Raw genomic sequence first — 24,827 nt, forward strand, 5'->3', positions numbered from 1 at the left:
GACGAAGTGGCATAGACGAAGTGACATGGACGAAATGACACGGGGGACATGAGACGGCGTCAGGACCTGCCCCTCGGCCTGCTCGGCGCGGCGACGGCCTTCGGGGTCTGCGAGGCGGTCTCCCGGGCGGGGATCGTGCGGCGCGGCTATCTGCCGCCTGCCTCCGAAGTCCTCGCCCGCGCCGCCCGGTTGGCGGCCGACCCGGCCTTTCTCGACGGGATCGGGGCGACGCTGCGGGCGTGGGCGCTGGGGCTCGGGCTCGCCTGCGCGATCGCCGTGCCGCTGGGGCTGCTGCTGGGCGCGGTGCCCGTCGTGGAGGCCGCCGTACGCGCGGTGATCGAGTTTCTGCGGCCGCTGCCGTCCGTCGCGCTGATCCCGCTGGTGTCGCTGCTGCTCGGATCCGGCACGGAGACGGAGGTGACGCTGATCGCCTACGCCTCGCTGTGGCCGGTGCTGTTCAACACCGTCTACGGCCTCGGCGAGACCGACCCGCTGGCCAAGGACACCCTGCGCGCCTTCGGGTTCGGGCGGCTCGCGGTGCTGCTGCGGGTGGAGTTGCCGGCGACCGCCCCGTTCATCGCCGCCGGGGTGCGGATCTCGGCCGCGGTCGCCCTGATCCTCGCCGTCGCGACGGAGCTGCTCTCCGGCTTCGGCCAGGGCCTCGGCATCTTCATCGCCCAGGCCCAGACGGATCCGGACGGCACCCGGGATGTACTGGCCGGGGTGGTGTGGGCGGGCGCTCTCGGGCTGGTGATCAACGGCGTACTGGTCGGTGCGGAGCGGCGGTTGTTCGCCTGGGCGCGGGAATCCCGCCCGGAGCCACGGACGCCGGAGCGGGGCAGGCCGTGACGGAGACACAGGGCTACGGGGAGACACCGGGCAGCAGTCGGACGCAGGGCGAGGGGCGGGTGCAGGGCAACGGCCGGGTGCAGGGCAACAGCTGGATGCCGGGCAACAGGCCGGCTCTCGGCAACGGGTGGCGGCCCGGATCCGCGGCCGGTGCGCCCCGCGCCACCGCCGTCCCCTTCCTCCTGCGCTGGGCGGTGCTCCTCCTCGCCGTGGTCTGCTGGGAGCTGGCCGCCCGTGCGCAGAACAGCGTCTACTTCCCGCCGCCGCTGCGCATCGCCCGGCACGCCCGTGACCTGTGGTTCTCGGGGCCCGTCGGCCATCTGTTCCTCACCCCGGCCGCCGTCGACACCATCCTGCCGAGCCTCGGCCGGATGGCGGCCGGGTTCGCGCTCGCCGCCGTTGCCGGGGTCGCCCTGGGGATCGCCATGGGCTGCTCCCGGGTGGCATACGCACTGTGCGACCCGGTGCTGCAGTTCGCGCGGGCCGTGCCGCCGCCCGCGCTGGTGCCGGTGTTCGTCGTCGTCTTCGACTTCGGTACGCCGATGCAGGTGGCGTCGATCGCGTTCAGCGCCGTATGGCCGGTACTGGTGAACTCGGCCGAGGGCGCCAGGGCCACCGATCCGCTGCGGCTGGAAGTGACGGCCGTGCTGCGGCTGACGGCGCCCGAACGGCTGTGGTTCCTGATCCTGCCGTCGGCGCTGCCCCGGATCTTCGCGGGGCTCCGGCTCAGTCTGTCGCTGTCCCTGATCCTGATGGTGTTCTCGGAGCTGCTGCCGGGCAGCGACAACGGCATCGGCTTCACGCTCACCGACGCCCAGACCCGCTCCGACCTGCTCACCGTGTGGTCGTCACTGCTGCTGCTCGGCGCGCTCGGGTATCTCCTCAACACCGGTCTGCTGGCGGTCGAGAAACGGCTCGTCGGCCCACGGACGTCCCGAGGGAGGACGGCATGACGACGACCACGGTCCGGGACGCGGTCGTACGGCTGTTGCACGACACCGGTATGACCACGGTCTTCGGCAATCCGGGCTCCACGGAGCTGCGGATGTTCCGGGACTGGCCGGACGACTTCACCTATGTGCTGGGCCTGCAGGAGTCCGTCGCCGTCGGCATGGCGGCCGGTCATGCCCTCGGCACCCGGAGTGCCGCCTTCGTCAGCCTGCACTCGGCCGGCGGGGTGGGGCACGCGCTCGGCGCGGTGTTCAACGCCTTCCGGGACCGGGTGCCGCTGGTGATCGTGGCGGGGCAGCAGGCGCGCTCGCTGATCCAGCTGCGGCCGTTCCTGGGCGCCGACGAACCGGCCGTGTTCCCGCGCCCGTACGTGAAGTCGGCCCGTCAGCCGGAGCGGGCCGAGGATGTCCCGGCCGTGCTCGCCGAGGCGCACCGGCTCGCGATGACGCATCCGCGCGGCCCGGTGTTCGTGTCCGTGCCCGAGGACGACTGGGACCGGCCGACCGAGCCCGTCGTACCCCGCACGGTGCACTCGGCGTTCACGGCCGACCCGGACGCCCTCGCCGCGCTCGCCGGGCGGCTGGCCGACTGTGCGCGCCCGGCGCTGGTGGTGGGCCCGGGCGTGGACGACGAGGACGCGCTGGAGCCGGTGCGGGCGCTGGCCGAGCGGATCCGGGCCGGGGTGTGGATCAGCCCGCTCTCCGGCCGCTCCGGCTTCCCGGAGTCGCACCCGCTGTTCCAGGGGTTCCTGCCGCCGGTCGCCCGTCAACTGGCCGCGCGCCTCGCCCCGTACGACGTGGTGGTCGCCCTCGGGGCACCGGTGTTCACGTACCACGTGGCGGACGAGGGACCGCCGCTCGCGCCCGGCACCGAGCTGTTCCACCTGGACTGCGACCCCGGCCAGGCCGCCTGGCTGCCCACCGGGACCAGCCTCGTCACCACTCTGCGGCCCGCGCTGGCCCGGCTCACCTCGTTGCTGAAGGAGTCCGACCGCGATCCGCCGCCGCCCAGGCCCGGTCCCGTCCCGGCCCGCGCCGAGGGGCACATCACCCCGGAGCTTTTCTTCGACCTGCTGCGCGCCCGGCTGCCGCACGACCGGGTCCTCGTCGAGGAGGCGCCGAGCCACCGTGACACGCTGCACGCGCGCGTGCCCATCGAGCTGAGCGGAGGCTTCCTGACCACGGGCAGCGGGGCGCTCGGCTGGGGCCTGCCGCTCGCGGTCGGCCGGGCGCTCGCCGACCGGCGCCGGGTGGTGTGCGTGGTCGGCGACGGTTCGGCGCTGTACTCGGTGCAGGCACTGTGGAGCGCGGCCCGGCACGCGGCTCCGGTCACCTACGTCCTGCTGGACAACGGCGGTTACGCGGCCGTCCGCGCGCTCGGCCGCCGGATCGGCATCGCGTCCCTGCCCGGTACGGACATCGCCGGCATCGACTTCGCGGCGCTCGCGGAGTCCTTCGGCTGCCCGGCGGCCCGCGCCGAGCACGCCGGGGAACTGCCGGCCGCACTGGACCACGCACTGGGGCGCGGCGACGACGCGGGCCCCTTCCTGCTGCACCTGCGGGTCACCGGCAGCGCGGGCACCCTGTACGAACCCTGGGCCGGGTGAGGGATGCTGCGCCTCGACTCCGTCAGCCGGCACTTCGGCGACCAGCACGTCCTGGACGGCATCAGCCTCACCGTGCCCGACGGGCAACTCCTCAGCGTGGTGGGGCCCTCGGGCTGCGGCAAGTCCACCCTGCTGCGGACCATCGCCGGGCTGCTGCCCGCGCAGGAGGGCACAGTCACGGTCGACGGGACGCCGGTGACCGGTGTGCCGGAGCGGCTCGCGGTGGTCTTCCAGGAGTACGGCCGCTCGTTGCTGCCCTGGCTCACCGTTCGCGACAACGTGGCCCTGCCGCTGCGCCGCCGGGGCCTCGGGCGCGCCGCCCGCCGCGCCGAGGCCGACACGATCCTGGAACGCGTCGGGCTGCGCGGGGTCGCCCGGCGCCGTCCCGGGGAGCTGTCCGGCGGCATGCAGCAGCGGGTCGCCATCGCCCGTGCCCTGGTCTGCCGGCCCTCCCTGATGCTCATGGACGAGCCGTTCGGCTCGCTGGACGCCGGTACCCGGGAGGATCTGGAGGACCTGCTCCTGGAGGTCCATCGCGCCGACGGCACGACCATCGTGTTCGTCACCCACGACATCGACGAGAGCGTGTACGTCGGCGACCGCGTCGTCGTCCTCTCCCGCGGCCCCGGCTCCCGCGTCGTCCGGGACCTCACGGTCGATCTGCCGGGCGAACGCGACCAGATCACCACGCGGAGCCTGCCGGGGTTCGTGGCGCTGCGCACGGAGGTGGGCCGGGCAGTGCGCGGGACGTAGTGCGGGGAGGGGTGACCCCGGTTTCTCAGGGGCCACCCCTGCGGTGTGCTGCGGCGGTCAGCGCAGGTCGCACACCTTCACGGTGTAGATGCCCCGGCCGTGTGTGGCGGCGTACAGCGTGCCGCCGTCGGGGCTCGCCTTGAGCTGGAGGACCGCGACGGCCGGCAGGCGGCCGATGCGCTGCCAGGCGGTGCGGCCCGGCGCGCGGTAGACGACGCCGAGGTCGGTGGCGACGGCGAGGCCGCCGTCCGCCGTGACCAGGGCGGAGTCGGTGGGCACGTCGGGCAGGTTGGCCGAGATGTCCTTCCAGGTGGTGCCGCCGTCGGTGGACTCGAAGACATGGCCGACGCCGGCGCCGGGGCCCTCGGTCCAGTGCCGGGAGAAGCCGTTGACGGCGAGGAAGACGTGGTCGGCGTTGTCCGGGTCGACGGCGAAGCCGCTGAGGTAGCGGTTGGGCACGGTCCCGTCGGCGGGCAGGCTGATGTCGTGCCAGCCGGTGCCGTCCGCGTTGCCGACGGCGATGCCGCGGGCGAAGCCCTGGTTGTTGCAGGGGCCGCACCAGGCGGCGTAGATCCTGCCGCCGGACGCGGCCACGGCGGTCGCGGTACGCCCCTTGCCGAGGTCGTGCACGCTGGTCCACTCGGAGCCGCTGCGGATGGCGTAGCCGTGTGTCTGGACCCAGATGTGGCGCCCTCCGGCGATCCAGGTGTCGCCGTTCTTCATGTCCGTGGCGAGCGGGGCGATGAAGCGGGCCTCACTGGTGGCGTTGTCGGGCGGGGCGACGGCGTACGAGGTGGCCTTGGTCGCGTCCGTGCTCCAACTGCCGTTGTTCACAGCGCAGTTCTGGGTGACCTGGACGGCGAGGTAGACGTACTCCTGGGCGATGTTGCAGCCGTTGGCCGGATCGGTGAGCGTGTCGCCGCCGTCGCCGCCGAAGTTGGAGCCCATCACGGTGTCGTTGCTCCGCAGGATGGACTGGCCGTTGTCCTGGAGGCCGCCGGTGACGGAGAGCCCGCCGTGGTCGAGGTCCCGGCCGATGCCGACGGAGTAGTACTGCAGGGTGTCGATGGTGCCGTCGTTCAGGGACGTCCAGTCGGTGGCGTGCCCGGAGGCGTCCTGGGCGCCGTTCACCGGGCGTTTGTAGACGCCGCCGTCGTTGCCGACGTACACGAAGCTCTTGCCGTGGTAGCGGCCGATCGCGACGCCGTGCTGGTCGGAGTGGGTGGTCTGGCTGCAGGCGCCGGTCTGCCGGGACGGGTCGATGCTCCAGCAGGAGAAGGGGAAGTTCCAGTACGGACCTACGGTGGACCAGGCGCCGCCGCCGTCCTTGGTCTCGTAGACCTCCTCCAGACCGGCGTACACGTGCTGCGCGTCGCTCGGGTCCACGGCGAGGAACTGATTGTACCAGGCCTGGACACCGGGCATGTAACCGGCCGTGGTCAGCGCGGAGTTGTCGGCGGCCAGGCCCTTGTAGTCGGCGATCTTCGTCCAGGGCCCGGCCGGCGAGCCGGACTTGGCGACGTAGATGCCCTCCAGGCCGCTGTCCGGGTTGGTGCTCAGCTGCTGTGGGGACTGGTCGATGGCGTAGTAGCGGGAGCCGTCGGCGGAGCGGGCGAAGGTGACGTTGCCGACGTCGGCGGCGTCGGCCGGCAGATCACCGAGGCCGCTGGTGATCCGGGTCCAGGTGCCGCCCGCCTTGGTGTAGAAGCCGTTGTAGTCGTCGCCGCCGCGCCAGCCGACGGCGAGGACCACCTTGGCGGGGTCCGTGGGGTCGATGGCGATGTCGTTGGCGATGTTCTTGTACGGCGCGCTCGGGTCGCCCGCCTTCGAACCGCCCGGCAGGTAGTCGGGGTTGGGCGCGAACTCCAGCTTCCACGGCCCGTCCAGGCGCTCGGTGGAGTGGCTCCATACACCCTTGCTGGTGGCCGCCCACACCGTGTCGCCGGCGAAGCGCAGCTCGTGGATGGTGGTGCTCTCCAGCTCGGCGCCGCCGACCCGGCTGCGGGCGGAGAAGGTGCCGTGGTGCGGGTGGGTGAGGACGTAGACGCCGCTGCCGGCATAGGCGTCGGAGTTGGTGGTGGCCTCGCCGGTGGCCAGCCACAGCCGGCCCGCGCCGTCGAGGGCGAGCGCGCCGGTGGACTGGGCGGGCAGCCGGTCGCTGATGGGCTGCCAGTGGCCGCCGCCGGTGCCCGAGCGCCACACTCCGCCGCCGGCACTGCCCGCGTAGACGTAGCCGTCGTCGTCGGCGGCCACCGCCGCCATCCGCCCGGTGACGTTTCCGCCGCCGCCGCTGGAGTTGGAGTCGATGTCGCGGTAGCGGGGGTCGTCGGAGTTGTACGGCAGGTCGGTGATGTTGCGCCAACTGCCGCCCGTGCTGCTGAGGTTGGTGAGGTCGTGCCAGGCGGCGCCGTAGGCGCCCGGTGCGACGACGCCGGGTGAGGTGCGGGCCTCGGCGTACTGGTCCGCGCCCTCGGCGATCTCGTCCGCCTCGTTGCCGTCGCCCGCCGCCGTGTGCGGGGACATGGCGCCCACCGACTGCTCGCGTTCCTTGGCGAGTCGACCGAGCTCACGGACGCCGAAGGGACTCGACGAGCGCCCGGAGGCGGCGGACGGGGGGATCGCGACGAGAGCGGCGGAAGCGGTGAGCGCGCACAGCGTGAACCACCGTCTTCTGCGGGTTGGTACGGACACCAGGGACCTCCCGGGATGCATCGACACTGCCGACGCAGGAGACCCGACCACTCTGGCGCGAAAACGTCCGCCGCTTGGCGAAATTTTGACGAGAACCTGCCAGTAGCTACCGCTCCGGGACGTGGTTCTTCCCGGCGACCGGGGAACCCGCCGGCACGCCCTGGGTGCGGAACCGGCCCACTGCCTTGAGCAGTTGGTCGGCCGGATCTCGCAGCCCGGGGTGGGCCAGCACGGTGTTGCGCAGTCCGCGGACCGGCCGGCGCCAGAGCCGCTGGGCCAGCGCCACCGGATGGGCGCGGGCGGCGAAGCCCTCGGCGACCCGCAGTTCGCGGGTCTTGAGCCAGTCCTTGTACTCCTTGTCGCCGCGGCCCAGGTCGACCAGGGTCACCCCGGCCCGGGCGGCCGCCTCGGCGGTCCGCAGATGCATCATCAACCCCGGTGAGTAGTAGTGCAGTTCGGGGTCGTAGGCGGTGAACCAGGCCGCCAGCACCGTGCTCGAACGGGGGCCGAAGTGGGCCGCGACCGGCCGGTCGCCCGCGTACAGCACGGACAGCACTCCGGTGAAATGCTCCTCCTGGACCCGGAAGAGATGGTCGACCAGAGCGACGATCCAGGGCCGGGCGAACCGGTCCATGCGGCCGGTCCTGCGGTACTGGGCGGACTTCCACCGCATGAGCGTGTGCAGCACCTCCGGGTCGCGCTCGTCGAAGACGAACCGCACCTCACCGATGTCCCGGCCGAGCCGCCGTTCCTTCTTCAGGGTCGTCTTGGCCAGTCCCGGATAGGTGCCGCGCAGCCACTCCGGATAGCCGCCGTCGCCGGGCTTCACATCGATCACCGGTGAGGCGAAGGTGCCCGTGATGTGCGGCGCGAACGGCCGTTGTTCCTGGACCAGATGGTCGAACTCGAAGATGCTGAGCCCGCAGGCCCGCAGCAGTTCCCCGGCGTCCCACGTGACTCCGGGCCGGTGCACGAGCGCCTGGCAGTCGGACAGCCCGAGCCCGATGGCCCGCCCGGTGCCGAACGGCCCCCGCTCGTACGCGAAGAAGCCCGCGGGCACCCCTTTCTCGTGCAGAACCGCCACCCGCGCCCCGGCCCGGTACCGGCCGACGCCGATCGCGAACTCCGGGGCGAGGAAGGGATTGGCGTACTCGGGCGACTCGTCCATCGCGCGGTGCCAGGCTCCGCGCAGCTCGGGCGTCAGCTCGCCGGGTCTGTGGATGGTGATCTCCACGTCAGTTCGACCGCCCTTCCGCCGGCTCCACGAGCGGTGTGCCGGAGCCGGTCCGGGTCGGTGAAGCGTGTGGATCATGGCTGATGGATCGCATGGGCGATCGCTCCCCCCATGACGCGCCGGGCGCGTCCTGCCACTGGTTCCGATGTGCGCGGAAAATCCCCTCCGTGCGCCACTGCCCAAACCTCCCGAAACAGTACGCACGCCGTCAAGGGTGCCTCAGGCAGCGGACGGTTCGCCACGGGTCTGCCGACATCGGTGACAACTCCCCGGCACCTCAGCGGGACCGCGGCCCCGGCTCGTCCGCCGGGGCGCCCAGATCCTGTGTGCCGATCACCGACAGCAGTTCGAGCTGGGCGGCTCCCTCGGTGCCGGGCGGGGCGCTGAACCACAGCAGCCGCTGGCGGCCGTCCTCGCTGAACAGGCTGTGGCAGTCCAACTCGATGACGCCGAGCGAGGGGTGCACGATCCGCTTGTGGTCGGTGCGGCGCAGAGCCACCTCCCGCCGCTCCCACAGCTCGGCGAACTCCGCGCTGCGCCGGCGCAGCGCGGCCACCAGCCGGTTGACGTCGGTGTCCTTGGCGCGCCGGGCCGCGACCGCCTGGAGGTCGGCGGTGAAGACGCGGGAGTGGTGCGGGTGGTCCTCGGCCGGGTACAGACCGCGGGCGTCGGGGTCGGTGAACCAGCGGTACACGAAGCTCCGCTCGGGCCCGCGTCCGGGCGGCATCGCGCCGAGCAGCGCCACGGCGAGGGGGTTCTGCGCGAGGGGCTCGTGCAGGTCGGTGATGACCTGGGCGGGGGTCGTGGTGAGCCGGTCCAGCAGGCCGAGCAGGGCGGGCTGGACGAGCGCGGCGGGTCCGCTCGCGGCGGGCGGCCGGGGGCGGTCGGCGAGATGGAAGAGGTGGTCGCGTTCGTCGCCGCCGAGCCGCAGGGCGCGGGCGAGGGCGCCCAGCACCTGTGTGGAGGGCTGGACGCCGCGGCCCCGCTCCAGTTCGGTGTAGTAATCGGCGGACAGCCCGGCCAGCTGGGCCACCTCCTCGCGCCGCAGGCCCGGCACCCGGCGGCGGGGGCCCGTGGGCAAGCCGACGTCGGCGGGGCGGACCCGGTCGCGCCGGGACTTCAGGAAGGCGGCCAGTTCGGCATGGTTCACGCCGTCCATCGTCGCGTCTCGGGGCGGCCGTAGCCAGGGGTTGCCGACCCCCGGGTGAGCGCAGCCGTGGCCGGCTCCGGTACGGCGGCCCAGGGTGGGGTCACCCACCGGGCACCACGCCGCCCTGAGCGACGGGAGATCTCATGTCCACCGAAGCAACCACCCCCTCGGCACCCCGTGTCGCCGTCGTCACCGGAGGCTCGCGCGGCATCGGCCGGGCGACCGTGAGCCGGCTCGCCGCCGAGGGCTGCGCCATCGTGATCGGGTACGCGGGCAACCGCGACCTGGCCGAGGCCGCCGTCGAGGAGGTCACCGCGGCCGGCGGCCGCGCGGTCGCCGTGCGCGCCGATGTCGCCGACGAACGGCAGGTCGCCGAGTTGTTCGGTACGGCCGCCGCGGAGTTCGGCGGAGTGGACGTCGTGGTGCACGCGGCGGGCCGGATGTATCTCGCGCCGATCGCCGAGCTGGAGCTCGCGGAGCTGGACGCGCTGCACCGCACCAACATCCGCGGCACCTTCGTGGTCGCCCGGGAGGCGGCGCGCACCCTGCGCCGGGGCGGCTCGTTCGTCGCCTTCTCCACGTCGGTGGTGGCCCTGGCGTTCCCGGAGTACGGCGCCTACTCCGCGAGCAAGGGCGCGGTCGAGGCGCTGACCCCGGTGCTGGCCCGCGAGCTCCGCGGCCGGGACGTCACCGTGAACGCCGTGGCCCCCGGGCCCACGGCCACCGATCTGTTCCTGGACGGCAAGGACGAGGAGACCATTGTGCGTCTCGCGGCGCAGCCGCCGCTGGAGCGCCTCGGCACGCCCGCGGACATCGCCGAGGTGGTGGCGCTCCTCGCCTCCCCCGCCGGCCGCTGGGTCAACGGCCAGGTCGTGCGCGCCAACGGCGGCATCGTCTGACGCCGCGCCCCTCGCACACACCGCCGACCGCGACACCACCGTCGCCATCCCGCCACCGCCCGCTCCCAGGGAGGAATCATGCATCCCGACACTCGTCGAACGATCCTGGTCACCGGTGCCTCCAGCGGCTTCGGCGCGCTGACCGTGCGCGCCCTCGCCGACGCCGGGCACACCGTCTACGCGGGCATCCGGCAGACGACCGGCCGCAACGCGCCCGCCGTGGCGGCCCTGGACCGGTACGCGGCCGGGCTCGGCGTCGCCCTGCACGCCGTCGAGCTGGACGTCACCTCCCAGGACTCCGCGGATGCGGCCGTGGCCCGGGTGCTGGCCGCCGAGGGCCGGCTGGACGTGGTGGTCCACAACGCGGGCCACATGGTCACCGGGCCCGCCGAGGCGTTCACCCCCGGGCAGCTGGCGGACCTGTACGACGTCAACGTCCTGGGCGCCCAGCGGGTGAACCGGGCCGTGCTGCCCCGTCTGCGGGAGCGCGGGGAAGGACTGCTGGTGTGGATCGGCAGCTCCAGCACACGCGGCGGGTGCCCGCCGTTCCTGGGGCCGTACTTCGCGGCGAAGGCGGCACTGGACGCGCTGGCGGTCAGTTACGCCGGTGAGCTGGTCCGGTTCGGGATCGACACCGCGATCGTCGTGCCGGGCGCCTTCACCTCCGGCACGAACCACTTCCTGCATGCCGGCACCCCCGCCGACACCGGGCGCGCGGCCGCCTACGACGAGCGCTACGGCGCCCTGCTGTCCGGGCTGGACGAGCGGCTCGCGGCACTGATCCCGCCGGACGCGGACGCGGCGGACGTGGCCCGGGCTGTCGTACGGCTGGTGGAGCTGCCCGCCGGCCGCCGCCCGCTGCGCACCCATGTCGATCCCGCCCGTGACGGCAGCGAGGTCGTCTCGGCGGTGGCCGACCGGATCCGCGCCGACTTCTTCCGCCGGGCCGGCCTCGACGACCTGCTCACCACGGGCAGCTCTCTCTGACACACCGTCAGTCAAGGAGCATCACCATGCCGTTCGCGAAGGAGGACAGTGACGTCATGAGCCGCCAAGGTCCCGGCTCTTGACATGAACCTGCGCCAACCCCGAGTCTTCGTGCGTGAAGTTGCTCGATTGACGCTCCTTTCGAGCGCATCCGAGCAAGAACCGCAAGAACAGTCAGTCCGCAGTGCTGCGAGGGGAGCTGTTCCGCCGTGCGAAGAGTGCCAAGACCGCGAAGACTGCGACACCGCGTGCCGTGGCCGGCCTGGGTACCGCTGGGGCTGGCGGCAGCCCTGGCGGCCACCGTGCTCACCGGCCCGGCGCCCGCCCAGGCCGCCGCCACCGCCTCCGGCGCCGTACTCGACCCCGCTCACAGCAACGTCAGCTGGCAGAGCCCGGTCTACGCCAAGGGCACCGGCGGCGGCACCGAGAGCTGTCCCGGCGCCGCCGCCGACCCCGACAACAAGGTCTGCGACCGCTTCGACTTGACGGTCTCGGTACCGGAGGGCTACTGGGACGACAACCCCGAGGGCGGCGTCCCGCTGTCGGTCAAGTGGGAGAAGCCCTCCGACGACTTCGACCTGTACGTGTACGACGACCACGGCAAGCAGGTGGCGTCCAGCGCGGGCACCGCCGACCCGGAAGCCACGGTCATCCCGCGGGCGTCGGGGACGTACCACGTGCTGGTCGTGCCGTACGACGTGCACGGCAACTCCTTCACGGGCACCGCGTATCTGCCCGCGACCACGGACGCCGGCGACCTCACGTCCTTCTCGGGCGGCGACGGGAGCTACACCGTCAGGGCCGGTCAGCTGACGGCACAGGCCGACTTTCTGACGGATGGCCAACTGCGTCTCCAGGCCGACCCGTCCGGTTCGCTCAGCGACCCCGCGGGGACCGCGATCGTCCGCAAGGAGCCCGCTCTCCAGCGGCACACCTCGTCCTTCGACGCGGGCGACTACTACGGCATCCGCTCCCCGCAGGCCGTGCTGCGCGTGTACAAGAAGCCGCTGCGCTTCGGGCTGTACAAACCCGACAACCGCACCCGGATCTGGCAGGAGGACAAGCCACTGCGCTGGTCGACCGGCGGGATGCGGCAGAGCCTCACCCGAGGCACGGACGAGCAGTTCTTCGGCGGCGGCGAGCAGAACGGCAGCTTCTCGCACCGCGACCGGACGATGTATGTGTCCAACAGCTTCGACTGGAACGAGGGCGGCTACAACAACTCCCAGCCCTTCTACCTCTCCAGCGCGGGCTACGGCGTCTTCCGCAACACCTTCGCACCGGGCGTGTACACCTTCGGCTCGCCGGTCACCACGGGACAGCAGGAACGGCGCCTGGACGCCTACTACTTCCTCGGTGATGCCAAGCACGTCATCGACAAGTACACGCAGTTGACGGGCAAGCCGTTCATGCCACCGGTGTACGGCCTCGAACCCGGCGACTCCGACTGCTACCTGCACAACGCCAACCGGGGCGAGCGGCACACCCTGGACGCGCTGAAGATCGCCGACGGGTACACCGAGCACCAGATGCCGCTCGGCTGGATGCTGGTCAACGACGGCTACGGCTGCGGATACGAGAACCTGGAGCAGACCGCCAAGGGCCTGCAGGACCACCACGCCCAGCTCGGCCTGTGGACCCAGGACGGCATCGACAAACTCGCCGGCCAGGTCAAGGCGGGCCAGCGGGTGGCCAAGCTGGACGTGGCCTGGGTCGGCAACGGCTACAAGTTCGCGCTGGACGCCTGCGACGCCGCCAAGAAGGGCATCGAGGACAACAGCGACGCGCGCGGTTTCGTCTGGCTGCCGGTGTCCTGGGCGGGCGCCCAGCGCTGCGGGGTGCTGTGGAGCGGCGACCAGAAGCTGTCCTGGGACTACATCCGCTGGCAGATCCCGACCTACGCCGGGGCGACCATGTCCGGCATCGCCTACAACACCGGCGACGTGGGCAGCATCTACCGCCACGATGCCAAGATGTACGCCCGCGACCTGCAGTGGAAGGCGTTCCTACCGGCCATCATGACCATGGACGGCTGGGCGAGCGACCTCACCACCGGCAAGCCCGCCGACCAGCAGCCGTGGCTCGACGGCGAGCCGTACACCTCGATCAACCGCAAGTACCTTCAGCTGAAGGAACGGCTGCTGCCGTACATGTACACCCTGTCCGCCGAGGCCGCGAAGACCGGGGTGGGCGCGGTGCGTCCGCTGTGGCTGGAGTACCCGGACGATCCGGGCACGCTTTCCGATCAGGCGAAGTACGAGTTCCTGTCCGGGCCCGACTTCCTCGTCGCCCCGGTCTACCAGGACTCCGACACCCGCGACGGCATCTATCTGCCGAAGGGCACCTGGACCGACTACTGGACCGGCCGCACCTACCAGGGCCCGACCACGATCAACGGCTATCACGCCCCGCTCGACACGCTCCCGCTGTTCGTGCGCGCGGGCGCGATCGTGCCCATGTGGCCGAAGGAGACGACGAGTTGGCAGACCCGGGACCGGCATGAGCTGGACTGGGACCTGTATCCGGCGACCCACGGCACAAGCCGCTACACGCTCTACGAGGACGACGGGACGACCCGCGACTTCGCGAAGGGCGCGGCAGCGACCCAGCGCGTGTCCGTGCGCGCCGACGATGGCGGCACGACCGCCTCGGTGGGCGCCGGCAAGGGTGACTACGCCGGCAAGGTGGACGCCCGCTCGTACCGGTTCACCGTGCACGGTGCCGCGGCGCCCGCACGCGTCCTGCTCGACGGCCGCCAACTGCCCGACTCCGCGTGGTCGTTCGACCCGGGCACGCACATCACGACGATCACCACGCCGAGTCTGCCGCTCGACCGCGGGTTCACCGTGCGCCTGGTCGACGAGAGGTAAAGGAATCGTATGGTCTAGTCCAAAGAGTGGGTTGGTCTAGTCCAACTCATTGACGTGACCGCAACAGCTCCCGGAGGGTGGGGCTCCCCTGCCCTGGGGACCTCCCCACCCCACCCTCTGGAGGCACGCAGTGAGACGTCTTCGGGCATGTCTGGGCGCGGCGGCGGCCGTCACACTGGCCGCCGCGGGCACCACCGCGCTCGTCGCGAGCAACGCCTCGGGCGCGACCACCGCACTCGGCAACCGGTGGTACGCCGCCGCCCCCTATCTGATGCCACTGGACAACGACCCGCCGAACCCGGGCGTCATCATGGACGCCACCGGCCTCAAGGCCTTCCAGCTGGCCTTCATCCTCGCCCCCAACGGCGGCGGCTGCTCGCCCACTTGGGGCGGCACCGCGTCCGTCGAATCCGACACGGCCGTACAGTCGATGATCAACACGATCCGCGCCAAGGGCGGTGACGTGTCGGTCTCGATCGGCGGCTACGGTGGCACGAAGCTCGGCCAGGCCTGCGCGGACGCCGCATCCACGGCGGCGGCCTACCAGCAGGTCATCACCAAGTACGGGCTGCACGCCATCGACTTCGACCTGGAGGAGCCGGAGTACGAGAACACGGCGGCGATCCACAACGAGATCGGCGCCGCCAAGATCCTCCAGCAGAACAACCCCGGCCTCTACGTCTCCGTGACGACGGCCGGCACCGCGGACGGCACCGGCTGGTTCGGCAAGCAGATGCTGCTGGAGGCCAAGTCCCAGGGCTTCACCCCGAACAACTTCTCCATCATGCCGTTCGACGGCGGGTTCAACGGGGCCGCGAGCCAGACCGGCGCGCTGACCAACTTCAACTCGATCCTGCAGTCGACCTTCGGCTGGGACCAGGCCACCGCCTACGCCCACGAGGGCTTCTCCGGCATGAACGGCCGCAGCGACACGGGCGAGATCTTCACCCAGGCCGACTTCCAGACCGTGCTGGACTACGCGACGAGCCACAACATGGACCGGTTCACCTTCTGGTCCCTGAACCGCGACCGCCAGTGCAGCCCGCCGGACAACGGCGGTCGTACATCCGGGACTTGCTCCAGCGTGGCGCAGAGCGACTGGGACTTCGCCAAGTACTCGGTGAAGTTCGCGGGAGCCACCCCGCCGAGCACCACCCCGACCCCCACACCGACGCCGACACCCACTCCCACCTCCTGCAAGGCCGCCTGGAGCGCCTCGGCGGTGTACACGGCCGGCGACGAGGCCTCGTACAACAAGCACAACTGGAAGGCCAAGTGGTGGACCCAGAACGAGGTGCCCGGCGCCTCGCAATGGGGGCCGTGGCAGGACGAGGGCGCCTGCTGAACCTCTTGACGTGTCTGGTTCAGACCTCTAGCTTCTCGGGTCATCGGCGACCAAGGATGCGTTCAGCGTTCATGAACATGAACGCATCCTTCGGTCCGACGTCCGGTCCGACGAAGGGACCCTCATGACCCGAACCCGGCTCCTCGCGGTGCCGACCGCCGCGGGCCTCGCCCTCGCCCTCTGCCTGCTCGACGGCCCCGGCGCCCTCGCCGCCGACCCGCATGCCGCCCCCGGCGGCACCTTCGACCTGTCCGTCTGGGAGCTGCAGGAGCCCGTCGGCTCCCCCGGCAGCCCGACCACCATCCCGCCGTCCCGGCTGCAGGGCGCGAACGGCTACCAGGACGCGTACTTCTACACCGACACGCACGACGGCGCGATGACCTTCTGGGCGCCCGAGAAGGGCGTCACCACGCCGAACTCCCACTACGCCCGCTCCGAGCTGCGCGAGATGAACCGCGACGGCAGCGCCGCCGACTGGGCACTGTCCGGTTCGCACAAGATGAGCGCGACCCTGCGCGTGGTGTCCGTGACGAAGAACGTGTGCGTCGGCCAGATCCACCTCGGCAGCGGCGGCTCCTCCACCAAGCCGCTGCTGGAGCTGTACTACCACGCAGGCGGTGACATCGTCCTCGGCACGGAGAACTCGCCGTCCGGCGGGCAGACTCCGCACACCGTGGGCCATGTGCCGGTCGGCAGGACCTGGAGCTACACCATCGCCGTCGCGGGCGGGAACACCATCGACCTGACGGTCGACGGCACCACCACCCACTACGCCATCCCTTCGTCCTTCAACCAGTACAAGCAGTACTTCAAGGCCGGTTCCTACAACCAGTCCTCCTCGGACAGCACCACCAACGGCGCCCGTGTCGCGTTCTACGCCCTGACCGTCACACATGGCTGACACGCGGCCCGACCTGCGCGACTGGTGGAATCGGCCGTAGGGCCGTAGCGTCGTGTGAGGTCGGACACAGCACAACGGGTGGGAGCGACCATGCGCGGATCAGTGACAGGGACGGCGGTCATCCTCGCGGCAGGCGCCCTTCTTACGGCGGCCATGACGACGGCTTCGGCGAGTCCACCCACGACGGCCACGACGAGTTCCGCGGCCGCCCAGGCCAGGCGCCCACGCCCCGTCCTCGTCGACTGCACCTGGCAGAAGAACATCCGCCCCGCCGACTTCATCCTGGCTTGCGGCGACGGCAACAGCCGCCTCATCGGACTCCACTGGTCGCAGTGGAACTCGCACGGGGCGACGGCCACAGGTGTGAACATGGTCAACGACTGCAAGCCGTACTGCGCGGCCGGCCGCTTCCACGCCTACCCCGTGACCGTACGGCTCGACGACCCCAAGCCCTGGAAGAAGGATCCGCGTGTGCAGCACTACACGCTGATGAGCCTCACCTACACCGAGGCCCGGCCGGATACGTTCAAGCCGGTCATGACCTACCCGCTCTGGGACTGACGCCCTCGCGTCGATGGCGGCCCGGTGCGGCACCGGACCGCCACTCGCATGCGCCTCGTGGGGCGCCGGGTCGTGGTCCGCGCGAGCGACTTTCCGGCCCGACTCCCCGGGCCGGCGGCCCTCGCCCGTCATGTTGGTGTGACCTTGTCCGCGGCGCCCCGTGCGCCGTCCGAAGAGAGGTCACATGCCCCGACTCCCCAGCCTCGCCGGTGCCGCCGCGGCCGTGCTCGCGCTCGGCCTGGTCGCGGCGGCTCCGGCCGTCGGCGACGAGCCCCTGGTCACCGGCGCGCGCATCATCGCCCACTTCGATCTGGCCGCCGGCCAGACCCCCGAGAACATCGCGCTCGAACCCGACGGCTCCGCCGACTTGACCTTCGCCTTCGCCCGCCAGGTCGCGCATGTCGCCCCGGACGGCAGCACCCGGATCCGCGCGACCCTGCCGGACGTGCCCCGCCCGTCCACCCCCCTGTTCCACAGCGCCCTCGTCACCGGAGTCGTGCGCGCACACGACGGCACGCTGTATGTCGGCTTCGCCACCGGCACCGGACAGACCGGCATCTGGCGCCTCACCCCCGGCAGGGAACCCGAGCAGATCACCGAGCTGCCGGCGAACGGCTTTCCCAACGGCCTGGCGCTGGACGAGCATCGCGGGGTGCTCTACGCCACCGACTCGGTCCGTGCCACGGTCTGGCGCGTCCCTCAGGGAGGCGGCCCGGCCACGGCCTGGGCGACGGGCACGGCCCTCGCTCCGCTCGGTACGCCCGCCCCCGGCTTCGGTGCCAACGGCGTCAAGATCCATGACGACGCGGTGTGGGTGTCCAACAGCGACCGCGGCACGCTGCTGCGCATCCCGGTCCGCGCGGACGGCTCCGCCGGTCCGGCCGAGACGCGGGCCCACGGGCTGGACGGCATCGACGACTTCGCCTTCACGGGCTCCGGGACGACCGTGCTGGCCGCGCGGGACAGTGCCAACGCGCTGACCATGGTGCGTCCGGACGGCAGCGCCTCGGCTGTGCTCTCCGCGCGGGACGGGCTGTCCAACCCGACGGCTGTGGCCGTCCGGGGGCGCACCGTGTATGTGCCGGGTGCGGCGTATTTCCAGCAACGGGACCCGAACTTGCTTGTCACTGCCTTGCGTTGAGCGCTCTGCAGGGCGGAGGGGGGTGTGGAGACGCGTCTGCCGTGACCTGCCGTCGGCCGTCTGACGGTTCGTTGTGGTTGGTCGCGCAGTCGTTCCTCACACCCCTGGGAGCGCGGCTCGTCACGCCAGTTCGACCAGGAGGTCGCCGCCCTCCACCTGCTGGATGCGGTTGATGGCCAGACGGGAGATCCTGCCTGCCTTGGGGGCGGTGATGGTGGCCTCCATCTTCATCGCCTCGATGGTGGCGACGGTGGCGCCGGCGGCGACCTCGTCGCCCTCGGCCACCGCCAGGGTCACCACGCCGGCGAACGGCGCCGCCACATGACCGGGGTTGGCGCGGTCGGCCTTCTCCGTCACCGGGACGTCCGAGGCCGCGGACCGGTCGCGGACCTGGATGGGGCGCAGTTGGCCGTTGAGCGTGGACATCACGGTGCGCATACCGCGTTCGTCGGCCTCGCCGATCGCCTGCAGTTCGATCAGCAGCCGGACGCCGGGCTCCAGATCGACGGCGTACTCCTTGGCCGGGCGCAGGCCGTAGAAGAAGGCCTTGCTGTCCAGGACGCTAGTGTCGCCGTAGGCCTGCCGGTGGGTGTCGAACTCCCGGGTCGGGGCGGGGAACAGCAGCCGGTTGAGGGTGGCCCGGCGGTCCTTCGCCAGTCCTTCGCGGTCCTCGGCGGACAGTTCGGGCGCGGGCTTGGGCGCCGCCCGGCCCTTCAGCGCCTTGGTGCGGAACGGCTCGGGCCAGCCGCCGGGCGGGGTGCCCAGCTCGCCGCGGAGGAAGCCGATGACCGAGTCGGGGATGTCGAACCGGTCGGGTGTCTCCTCGAAGTTCTCCGGGGAGACACCGGCGCCGACCAGGTGCAGGGCCAGGTCGCCGACCACCTTCGAGGACGGGGTGACCTTGACCAGGCGGCCGAGGATGCGGTCGGCGGCCGCGTACATCGCCTCGATGTCCTCGAAGCGGTCGCCGAGGCCGAGCGCGACGGCCTGGGTGCGCAGGTTGGACAGCTGGCCGCCGGGGATCTCGTGGTGGTAGACCCGGCCGGTCGGGGAGGCGAGGCCCGCCTCGAACGGCGCGTAGATCTTCCGCACGCCCTCCCAGTACGGCTCCAAGTCGCCCACGGCCTGCAGGTCGAGGCCGGTGGGACGGTCGGAGTGGTCGGTGGCGGCCACCAGCGCCGACAGTGACGGCTGGGAGGTCGTTCCGGCCATGGAGGCCACCGCGCCGTCCACGGCGTCGGCGCCGGCCTGGATCGCGGCGAGGTAGGTGGCGAGCTGGCCGCCGGCCGTGTCGTGGGTGTGCAGATGCACGGGCAGGTCGAACTCGCGGCGCAGCGCCGAGACGAGCTTCGCGGCGGCCGGGGCGCGCAGCAGTCCGGCCATGTCCTTGACGGCGAGGACATGGGCGCCGGCCTCGACGATCTGCTCGGCGAGGCGCAGGTAGTAGTCGAGGGTGTAGAGCCGCTCCGCCGGGTCGTTCAGGTCGGCGGTGTAGCAGAGGGCGACCTCGGCGATCGCGGTGCCGGTCTCGCGTACGGCCTCGATGGCGGGGCGCATCTGGCCGACGTCGTTGAGCGCGTCGAAGATGCGGAAGATGTCGATGCCGGTGGCGGCGGCCTCCTGCACGAAGGCGTCGGTCACCTCGGTCGGGTACGGGGTGTAGCCGACGGTGTTGCGGCCGCGCAGCAGCATCTGGAGGCAGATGTTGGGCACGGCCTCGCGCAGGGCGGCCAGCCGCTCCCAGGGGTCCTCGGCGAGGAAGCGCAGCGCCACGTCGTACGTCGCGCCGCCCCAGCACTCCAGGGACAGCAGCTGCGGCAGGGTGCGGGCGACGACCGGGGCGACGGCGAGGAGGTCCTTGGTGCGCACGCGGGTGGCGAGCAGGGACTGGTGGGCGTCGCGGAAGGTGGTGTCGGTGACGCCGATGGTCGGCGACTCGCGCAGTCGGCGGGCGAAGCCCTCGGGGCCGAGGTCGACCAGCAACTGGCGGGAACCGGCGGGAGGTTCACCGGCCGGCAGCGGCGGCAGCTTGGTGACCGGGTCGAGCAGGTCGGGGCGTGCGCCGTGCGGCTTGTTGACCGTGACGTCGGCGAGGTAGGTCAGCAGCTTGGTGCCGCGGTCGGCGGAGGAGCGGGCGGTGAGCAGGTGCGGGCGCTGCTCGATGAAGGAGGTGGTGACGCGGCCCGCCTGGAAGTCCGGGTCGTCCAGGACCGCTTGCAGGAAGGGGATGTTGGTGGCCACGCCGCGGATGCGGAACTCGGCCACGGCACGCCGGGCGCGGCCCACGGCCGCCTTGAAGTCCCGGCCGCGGCAGGTCAGTTTGACCAGCATCGAGTCGAAGTGCGCGCTGATCTCCGTACCGGCGTGGGTGGTGCCGCCGTCCAGTCGGATGCCGGAGCCGCCCGGGGAGCGGTAGGCGCTGATCCGGCCGGTGTCCGGGCGGAAGCCGTTGGCGGGGTCCTCGGTGGTGATACGGCACTGCAGGGCGGCGCCGCGCAGGGTGATGGTGTCCTGGGCGAGGCCGAGGTCGGTGAGGGTCTCGCCGGAGGCGATGCGCAGCTGGGCCTGGACCAGGTCCACGTCCGTGACTTCCTCGGTCACGGTGTGCTCGACCTGGATGCGCGGGTTCATCTCGATGAAGACGTGGTTGCCGTCGGGGTCGAGGAGGAACTCCACGGTGCCCGCGTTGCGGTAGCCGATCTCGCGGGCGAAGCGGACGGCGTCGTCGCAGATGCGCTCCCGTACCTCCGGGTCTAGGTTGGGCGCGGGGGCCAGCTCGATGACCTTCTGGTGGCGGCGCTGGAGCGAGCAGTCGCGTTCGTAGAGGTGGATGACGTTGCCGGCGCCGTCGGCGAGGATCTGCACCTCGATGTGGCGCGGATCCACGACGGCCTTCTCCAGGAAGACGGTCGGGTCGCCGAACGCGGCGTCGGCCTCGCGGGAGGCGGCCTCGATGGACTCGCGCAGCTGAGCCGGTTCCGCCACGCGGCGCATACCGCGCCCGCCGCCGCCCGCGACGGCCTTGACGAAGACGGGGAAGCCGATCTCCTCGGCGGCGCGCACCAGTTCGTCCACGTCGGTGGAGGGCTGGGAGGAGCCGAGCACGGGTACGCCGGCCGCGCGGGCGGCGGCGACCGCGCGGGCCTTGTTGCCGGTCAGTTCCAGGGTGGCGGCGCTCGGGCCGACGAAGGTGATGCCCGCCTCCTCGCAGGCGCGGGCCAGTTCGGGGTTCTCGGACAGGAAGCCGTAGCCCGGGTAGACGGCGTCGGCGCCGGCCCGGCGGGCGGCGCCCACGATCTCCTCGACGGAGAGATAGGCCCGCACCGGGTGCCCCGGCTCGCCGATCTCGTACGCCTCGTCGGCCTTCAGCCGGTGCAGCGAGTTGCGGTCCTCGTGCGGGAACACGGCGACGGTGCGCGCGCCGAGTTCGTAGCCTGCCCGGAATGCGCGGATCGCGATCTCTCCACGGTTGGCGACCAGCACCTTGCGGAACATCCTGGATTCCCTTCAGCTGCCTGCCGGCGACGAACACCATGGTGTCAGCCACGCCCTGCCGTACCTCGCGGCCACCTTAGGGGGTGCCCGCGCGTGTCGACGTGCGAAAACCATCACATTGACGAGGTGGGGGGCGCCACAGGCGCGCGCGGCGGGATCAGCGTTCCAGGGACGTCATCGCCGCGCCCTGGGCACGCTCGGCGGCCGCCTGAGCACCACGGACGGGGACGGCGCCGGCGGCTCCTGGGACGCGGCCGCAGGGCTCACCGACGGCCTTTCGGGTACGGCCGCGGGGGTCACCGACGGCTCTTCCGGTGCGGGCGCGGGGAGGACCGGCGGCCCTTCCGGCGCGGGCGCGGGGAAGATCGGCAGCCCTTCCGGTGCGGGCGCAGGGCTCACCGACAGCCTTTCGGGCGCGGGCACCGGGCTCACCGACAGCCCTCCCGGCGCGGGCGCGGGGAGCAGCGGTGGTTGCGTGGGCGCGAGCCCTCGCTCGCGGATGCGCAGCAGGATCCGCAGGCGCGCCTGGAATCGTGCGCGGCGGCCGTGCAGGAGGCCGAGGAGGATCGCCGAGCCCACCGCGATCAGATGTTCGCGGCCGGCCAGGTTGGGGACGGCGATGGACTCCCACACCATCGAGCCGCCGGTCAGCGTGAACACCACGGGCGCACGTTTGACCACCGCGAGATAGGTGAACAGGCCGACGACGGCCGCGGACGGGCCGGTGTCGAGCACCTTCCCGTACTGGTGCGGCAGTCCGAACCCCCACCAGCCGGGGCCCAGCGCGATCATCACGCGGGCGGTGAGCGTGCCGGCCACGGTGGTGGCGTAGGCGATCGCCAGGGTGCGTGCCCGGCCCAGGACGACCTCGGCGAGTGCGAAGGCGAGGAACAGCTGGGTGATGCCCGCCCACACGGGCAGATCGAGCGCCGGGACGTACAGCGACACGGGCGTACGCAGCAGGGAGAGCCACAGCGGCAGATCGGCCCGGACACCGCCGAGCCACTCCACCCACTTGGCCCCGAGCGGGTGCTGGGCGATGTCGTGGAAGAAGACGACGCCGAACGCGGCGACGAATCCCAGCAGGAGCCCGGACAGCCCGCGACGCATGAGGCGATGTATCGGGTCCACGACGATCGAGTGCCACTCGGCCCGCAGGGTGCGCCAGATGAACCGCGCCAGCCGTGCGAGCAGCGAGCGGCACCATGGGATGCGCCCTTCAGTCGTCATGAGACACGGCAGCCCGTCACCTTCGGCTCCGCCGACATGTCCATCGCCCCCTTCACCCCGCTCCGGGCATTCCGGCCGCGGGGCGCTTTTCCGTCATCCGCCCGTTTGAGCAACCATCGTATAGATGTACGGATCTTTCCCGGTCGGCCCACCCCTGCGTACGGGGCACGGCGGTCACACCTCGGCCGTCGGTCTCTGCTACGTCATGCGCCCGGTCCTTCCCCGGTGTCGGCCTCTGTGGCGGTGAGGCCCGATCGGTGACAGTTCAGCGAGCCGGGAGGCGGGCGTCAAGATCCATTGCGGAAGCACAGGGGTGTGGGAAGACCCACAGGCCGGCGGAGGGCGGAATCCGGGGCCGGGAGGCAACCTCAACACCCTTGGATCCGTCCTCCCTTACAGGCCCCTGTGCAACTCCGCCGGGAAACTCCTCCTCGGCCATCCGGAGCAGCGCGCCTTGACTTCGAGAGCGCTCCAACTCGTAGCGTCGCAGACGTCCGGCCCCGTGCCGTACGACCGACCGACGAGTGTGCAGGAAAGGCTGAATCACCACATGCAGAAGCGCAGTCTGCGGGACCTCCAGGTATCGGCCATCGGCCTCGGATGCATGGGGATGTCCGCCTTCTACGGCTCCGCCGACCAGGGGGAGGGCATCGCAACCATCCGGCGGGCCCTGGAACTCGGGATCACCTTCCTCGACACGGCCCAGGTGTACGGCCCATTGACCAACGAGTCGCTGGTCGGCGAGGCGATCCGGGGCCACCGCGAAGAGTACGTGATCGCCACCAAGTTCAACTACCGGATGGACGACGCCGTACCGGGCGACATGAGCACGGTCGGCCGGCAGGACGGCTCGGCCGAGCATGTGCGCAGCTCGGTCCACGGCTCGCTGCAGCGGCTGGGCACCGACCACATCGACCTGTACTACCAGCACCGGGTCGACCCGAACGTGCCCATCGAGGAGACGGTCGGCGCACTGGCCGAACTGGTCGAGCAGGGCAAGGTGCGGCACATCGGGCTGAGCGAGGCGAGCGCGCAGACCATCCGGCGGGCGCACGCCGTGCACCCGATCACCGCTGTGCAGAGCGAGTACTCGCTGTGGACGCGGGACGTGGAGGCCGAAGTGCTGCCCGTCTGCCGGGAGCTGGGCATCGGCTTCGTGCCGTACTCGCCGCTCGGCCGTGGCTTCCTCGCGGGCCGGTTCACCTCCCCGGACGAGCTGGACGCGAACGACTTCCGCCGCAACAACCCGCGCTTCGCGGACGCCAATCTGGAGGCGAACCTGCGGCTCGCGGCGAAGGTGAAGGAGATCGCCGCCGAGAAGGACGTGACGCCGGCCCAACTGGCCATCGCCTGGGTGCTGGCGCAGGGTGAGGACGTGGTGCCGATCCCGGGCACGAAGCGGCGGACCTACCTTCAGCAGAACGCCGGCGCCGTCGATGTCGAGCTGACCAAGGACGACTTGGCGCGTATCGACGCGGAGTTGCCCGCGGTGGCGGGCGAGCGGTACGACGAGGCCGGGATGCGGGCGGTCAATCGCTGAGCGCCGTGGGGGGGGAACTGCCGTCCAGCGGCTGCGGGTTCGTTGCGGCTGGTCGCGCCCACGCGGCGGTAGCCGCATATCAGACAAAGCCCCGCACCCTTCAGGGTGTTGTACGCGCCGCAGTCGCCAGGTCCAGGTCCGTTGTCTCCGGGGCCAGGAAGTGGGAGATCAGGCCGCCCAGGGCCAGGACCGCAGCGCCGGCCGGCAGGACGAAGCGGGCGCCGAAGTGGTTCAGGCCCATCGGGAGCAGGAAGGTGCCGATGGCCGCGCCGACTCGGCTCATCGCGCTGGCGAAGCCGACTCCGATACGGTCCACGACCAGGCAGTCGGCGGTGACCCCGGCGACGGCGGTGAAGGAGTGGACGAGCAGCGCGGCGACCGCGTTGTCGCCCATGTTCAGGGTGTCGAAGACCTGGATCCAGAGGGTGCCGATGGCGAAGCGCCGGCCGGGCGGGAGTTCAGGCTGCCGTCCCCGGCCGCCGCGCTCGACGCCGCCGCCCTCACGGTCTGACGCCACCGAGTCTTCCCAGGGGCCGCAGGCCATGACGTCCGTCAGGAGCCGCACCCCATGACCGACAGCTTCACCGCCTTTTGAGTCTCGACAGCGTCTACCGGGTCGAGTTC

Annotated in this window: 16 protein-coding genes and 2 pseudogenes; 12 read left to right on the top strand and 6 right to left on the bottom strand. The window is 71.7% G+C overall.

Going from position 1 to position 24,827, the window contains the following annotated elements; all coding sequences use genetic code 11:
• The first annotated feature begins 48 nt into the window (after positions 1-48).
• The 4 genes from AB5L52_RS03070 to AB5L52_RS03085 are packed head-to-tail and all read left to right on the top strand — an operon-like array spanning position 49 to position 4,159.
• Positions 49-849, top strand: a complete 801-nt coding sequence (locus tag AB5L52_RS03070; RefSeq protein WP_369362539.1) for an ABC transporter permease — start codon at positions 49-51, stop codon at positions 847-849.
• Positions 846-1,802: an ABC transporter permease gene (locus AB5L52_RS03075; RefSeq protein ID WP_369362540.1), complete on the top strand. Its 957-nt coding sequence runs from the start codon at positions 846-848 to the stop codon at positions 1,800-1,802. The genes AB5L52_RS03070 and AB5L52_RS03075 overlap by 4 nt, the downstream gene beginning before the upstream one ends.
• Positions 1,799-3,406, top strand: coding sequence for a benzoylformate decarboxylase (gene mdlC / locus AB5L52_RS03080; protein WP_351572358.1), 1,608 nt, complete (start codon positions 1,799-1,801; stop codon positions 3,404-3,406). The genes AB5L52_RS03075 and mdlC overlap by 4 nt, the downstream gene beginning before the upstream one ends.
• Positions 3,407-3,409: 3 nt before the next feature.
• Positions 3,410-4,159, top strand: a complete 750-nt coding sequence (locus AB5L52_RS03085; RefSeq protein WP_369362541.1) for an ABC transporter ATP-binding protein — start codon at positions 3,410-3,412, stop codon at positions 4,157-4,159.
• A 57-nt stretch (positions 4,160-4,216) separates the two neighbouring features.
• Here AB5L52_RS03085 and AB5L52_RS03090 read toward each other — a convergent pair whose 3' ends face one another.
• The 3 genes from AB5L52_RS03090 to AB5L52_RS03100 form a co-directional block, all read right to left on the bottom strand.
• Positions 4,217-6,850, bottom strand: coding sequence for a glycosyl hydrolase (locus AB5L52_RS03090; protein ID WP_369362542.1), 2,634 nt, complete (start codon positions 6,848-6,850; stop codon positions 4,217-4,219).
• 106 nt (positions 6,851-6,956) lie between these two features.
• On the bottom strand, positions 6,957-8,084 hold the full coding sequence (locus tag AB5L52_RS03095) for a GNAT family N-acetyltransferase (protein ID WP_351572367.1): 1,128 nt from the start codon (positions 8,082-8,084) through the stop codon (positions 6,957-6,959).
• A gap of 277 nt (positions 8,085-8,361) precedes the next feature.
• Positions 8,362-9,234, bottom strand: coding sequence for a helix-turn-helix transcriptional regulator (locus tag AB5L52_RS03100; protein WP_369362544.1), 873 nt, complete (start codon positions 9,232-9,234; stop codon positions 8,362-8,364).
• Between the two features lie 143 nt (positions 9,235-9,377).
• Between AB5L52_RS03100 and AB5L52_RS03105 the strand changes: the two genes are divergently transcribed.
• The 7 genes and pseudogenes from AB5L52_RS03105 (at position 9,378) to AB5L52_RS03135 (ending at position 17,938) form a co-directional block, all read left to right on the top strand.
• Entirely contained in the window at positions 9,378-10,133 is a 756-nt protein-coding gene (locus tag AB5L52_RS03105; RefSeq protein WP_369362545.1) for an SDR family oxidoreductase, read from the top strand.
• Between the two features lie 78 nt (positions 10,134-10,211).
• Positions 10,212-11,120: an SDR family NAD(P)-dependent oxidoreductase gene (locus AB5L52_RS03110; RefSeq protein WP_369362546.1), complete on the top strand. Its 909-nt coding sequence runs from the start codon at positions 10,212-10,214 to the stop codon at positions 11,118-11,120.
• 731 nt (positions 11,121-11,851) lie between these two features.
• A pseudogene (locus AB5L52_RS03115) lies at positions 11,852-13,894 on the top strand (TIM-barrel domain-containing protein); the annotation flags it as partial.
• 226 nt (positions 13,895-14,120) lie between these two features.
• A complete protein-coding gene (locus AB5L52_RS03120; protein WP_351032015.1) occupies positions 14,121-15,335 on the top strand; it encodes a carbohydrate-binding protein in 1,215 nt (404 codons plus the stop codon).
• Positions 15,336-15,459: 124 nt separating this feature from the next.
• Entirely contained in the window at positions 15,460-16,236 is a 777-nt protein-coding gene (locus AB5L52_RS03125) for a polysaccharide lyase family 7 protein (RefSeq protein ID WP_369362548.1), read from the top strand.
• Positions 16,237-16,326: 90 nt separating this feature from the next.
• Complete coding sequence (locus AB5L52_RS03130; protein ID WP_351032011.1) at positions 16,327-16,797, top strand: hypothetical protein; 471 nt, start codon at positions 16,327-16,329, stop codon at positions 16,795-16,797.
• A 184-nt stretch (positions 16,798-16,981) separates the two neighbouring features.
• A complete protein-coding gene (locus AB5L52_RS03135) occupies positions 16,982-17,938 on the top strand; it encodes a hypothetical protein (RefSeq protein WP_351032008.1) in 957 nt (318 codons plus the stop codon).
• Positions 17,939-18,058: 120 nt separating this feature from the next.
• On the opposite strand, the gene AB5L52_RS03140 is transcribed toward AB5L52_RS03135, so the two are convergent.
• Positions 18,059-21,433, bottom strand: a complete 3,375-nt coding sequence (locus AB5L52_RS03140) for a pyruvate carboxylase (protein ID WP_351032006.1) — start codon at positions 21,431-21,433, stop codon at positions 18,059-18,061.
• Between the two features lie 543 nt (positions 21,434-21,976).
• A pseudogene (locus AB5L52_RS03145) lies at positions 21,977-22,663 on the bottom strand (hypothetical protein); the annotation flags it as partial.
• 550 nt (positions 22,664-23,213) lie between these two features.
• On the opposite strand from AB5L52_RS03145, the gene AB5L52_RS03150 reads away from it, so the two are divergent.
• On the top strand, positions 23,214-24,203 hold the full coding sequence (locus AB5L52_RS03150) for an aldo/keto reductase (RefSeq protein ID WP_351032005.1): 990 nt from the start codon (positions 23,214-23,216) through the stop codon (positions 24,201-24,203).
• A 100-nt stretch (positions 24,204-24,303) separates the two neighbouring features.
• Here AB5L52_RS03150 and AB5L52_RS03155 read toward each other — a convergent pair whose 3' ends face one another.
• Entirely contained in the window at positions 24,304-24,720 is a 417-nt protein-coding gene (locus AB5L52_RS03155) for a hypothetical protein (protein WP_369362549.1), read from the bottom strand.
• Positions 24,721-24,827 lie beyond the last annotated feature (107 nt).

It is taken from the genome of Streptomyces sp. CG4 (assembly GCF_041080655.1).
Lineage (GTDB): Bacteria > Actinomycetota > Actinomycetes > Streptomycetales > Streptomycetaceae > Streptomyces.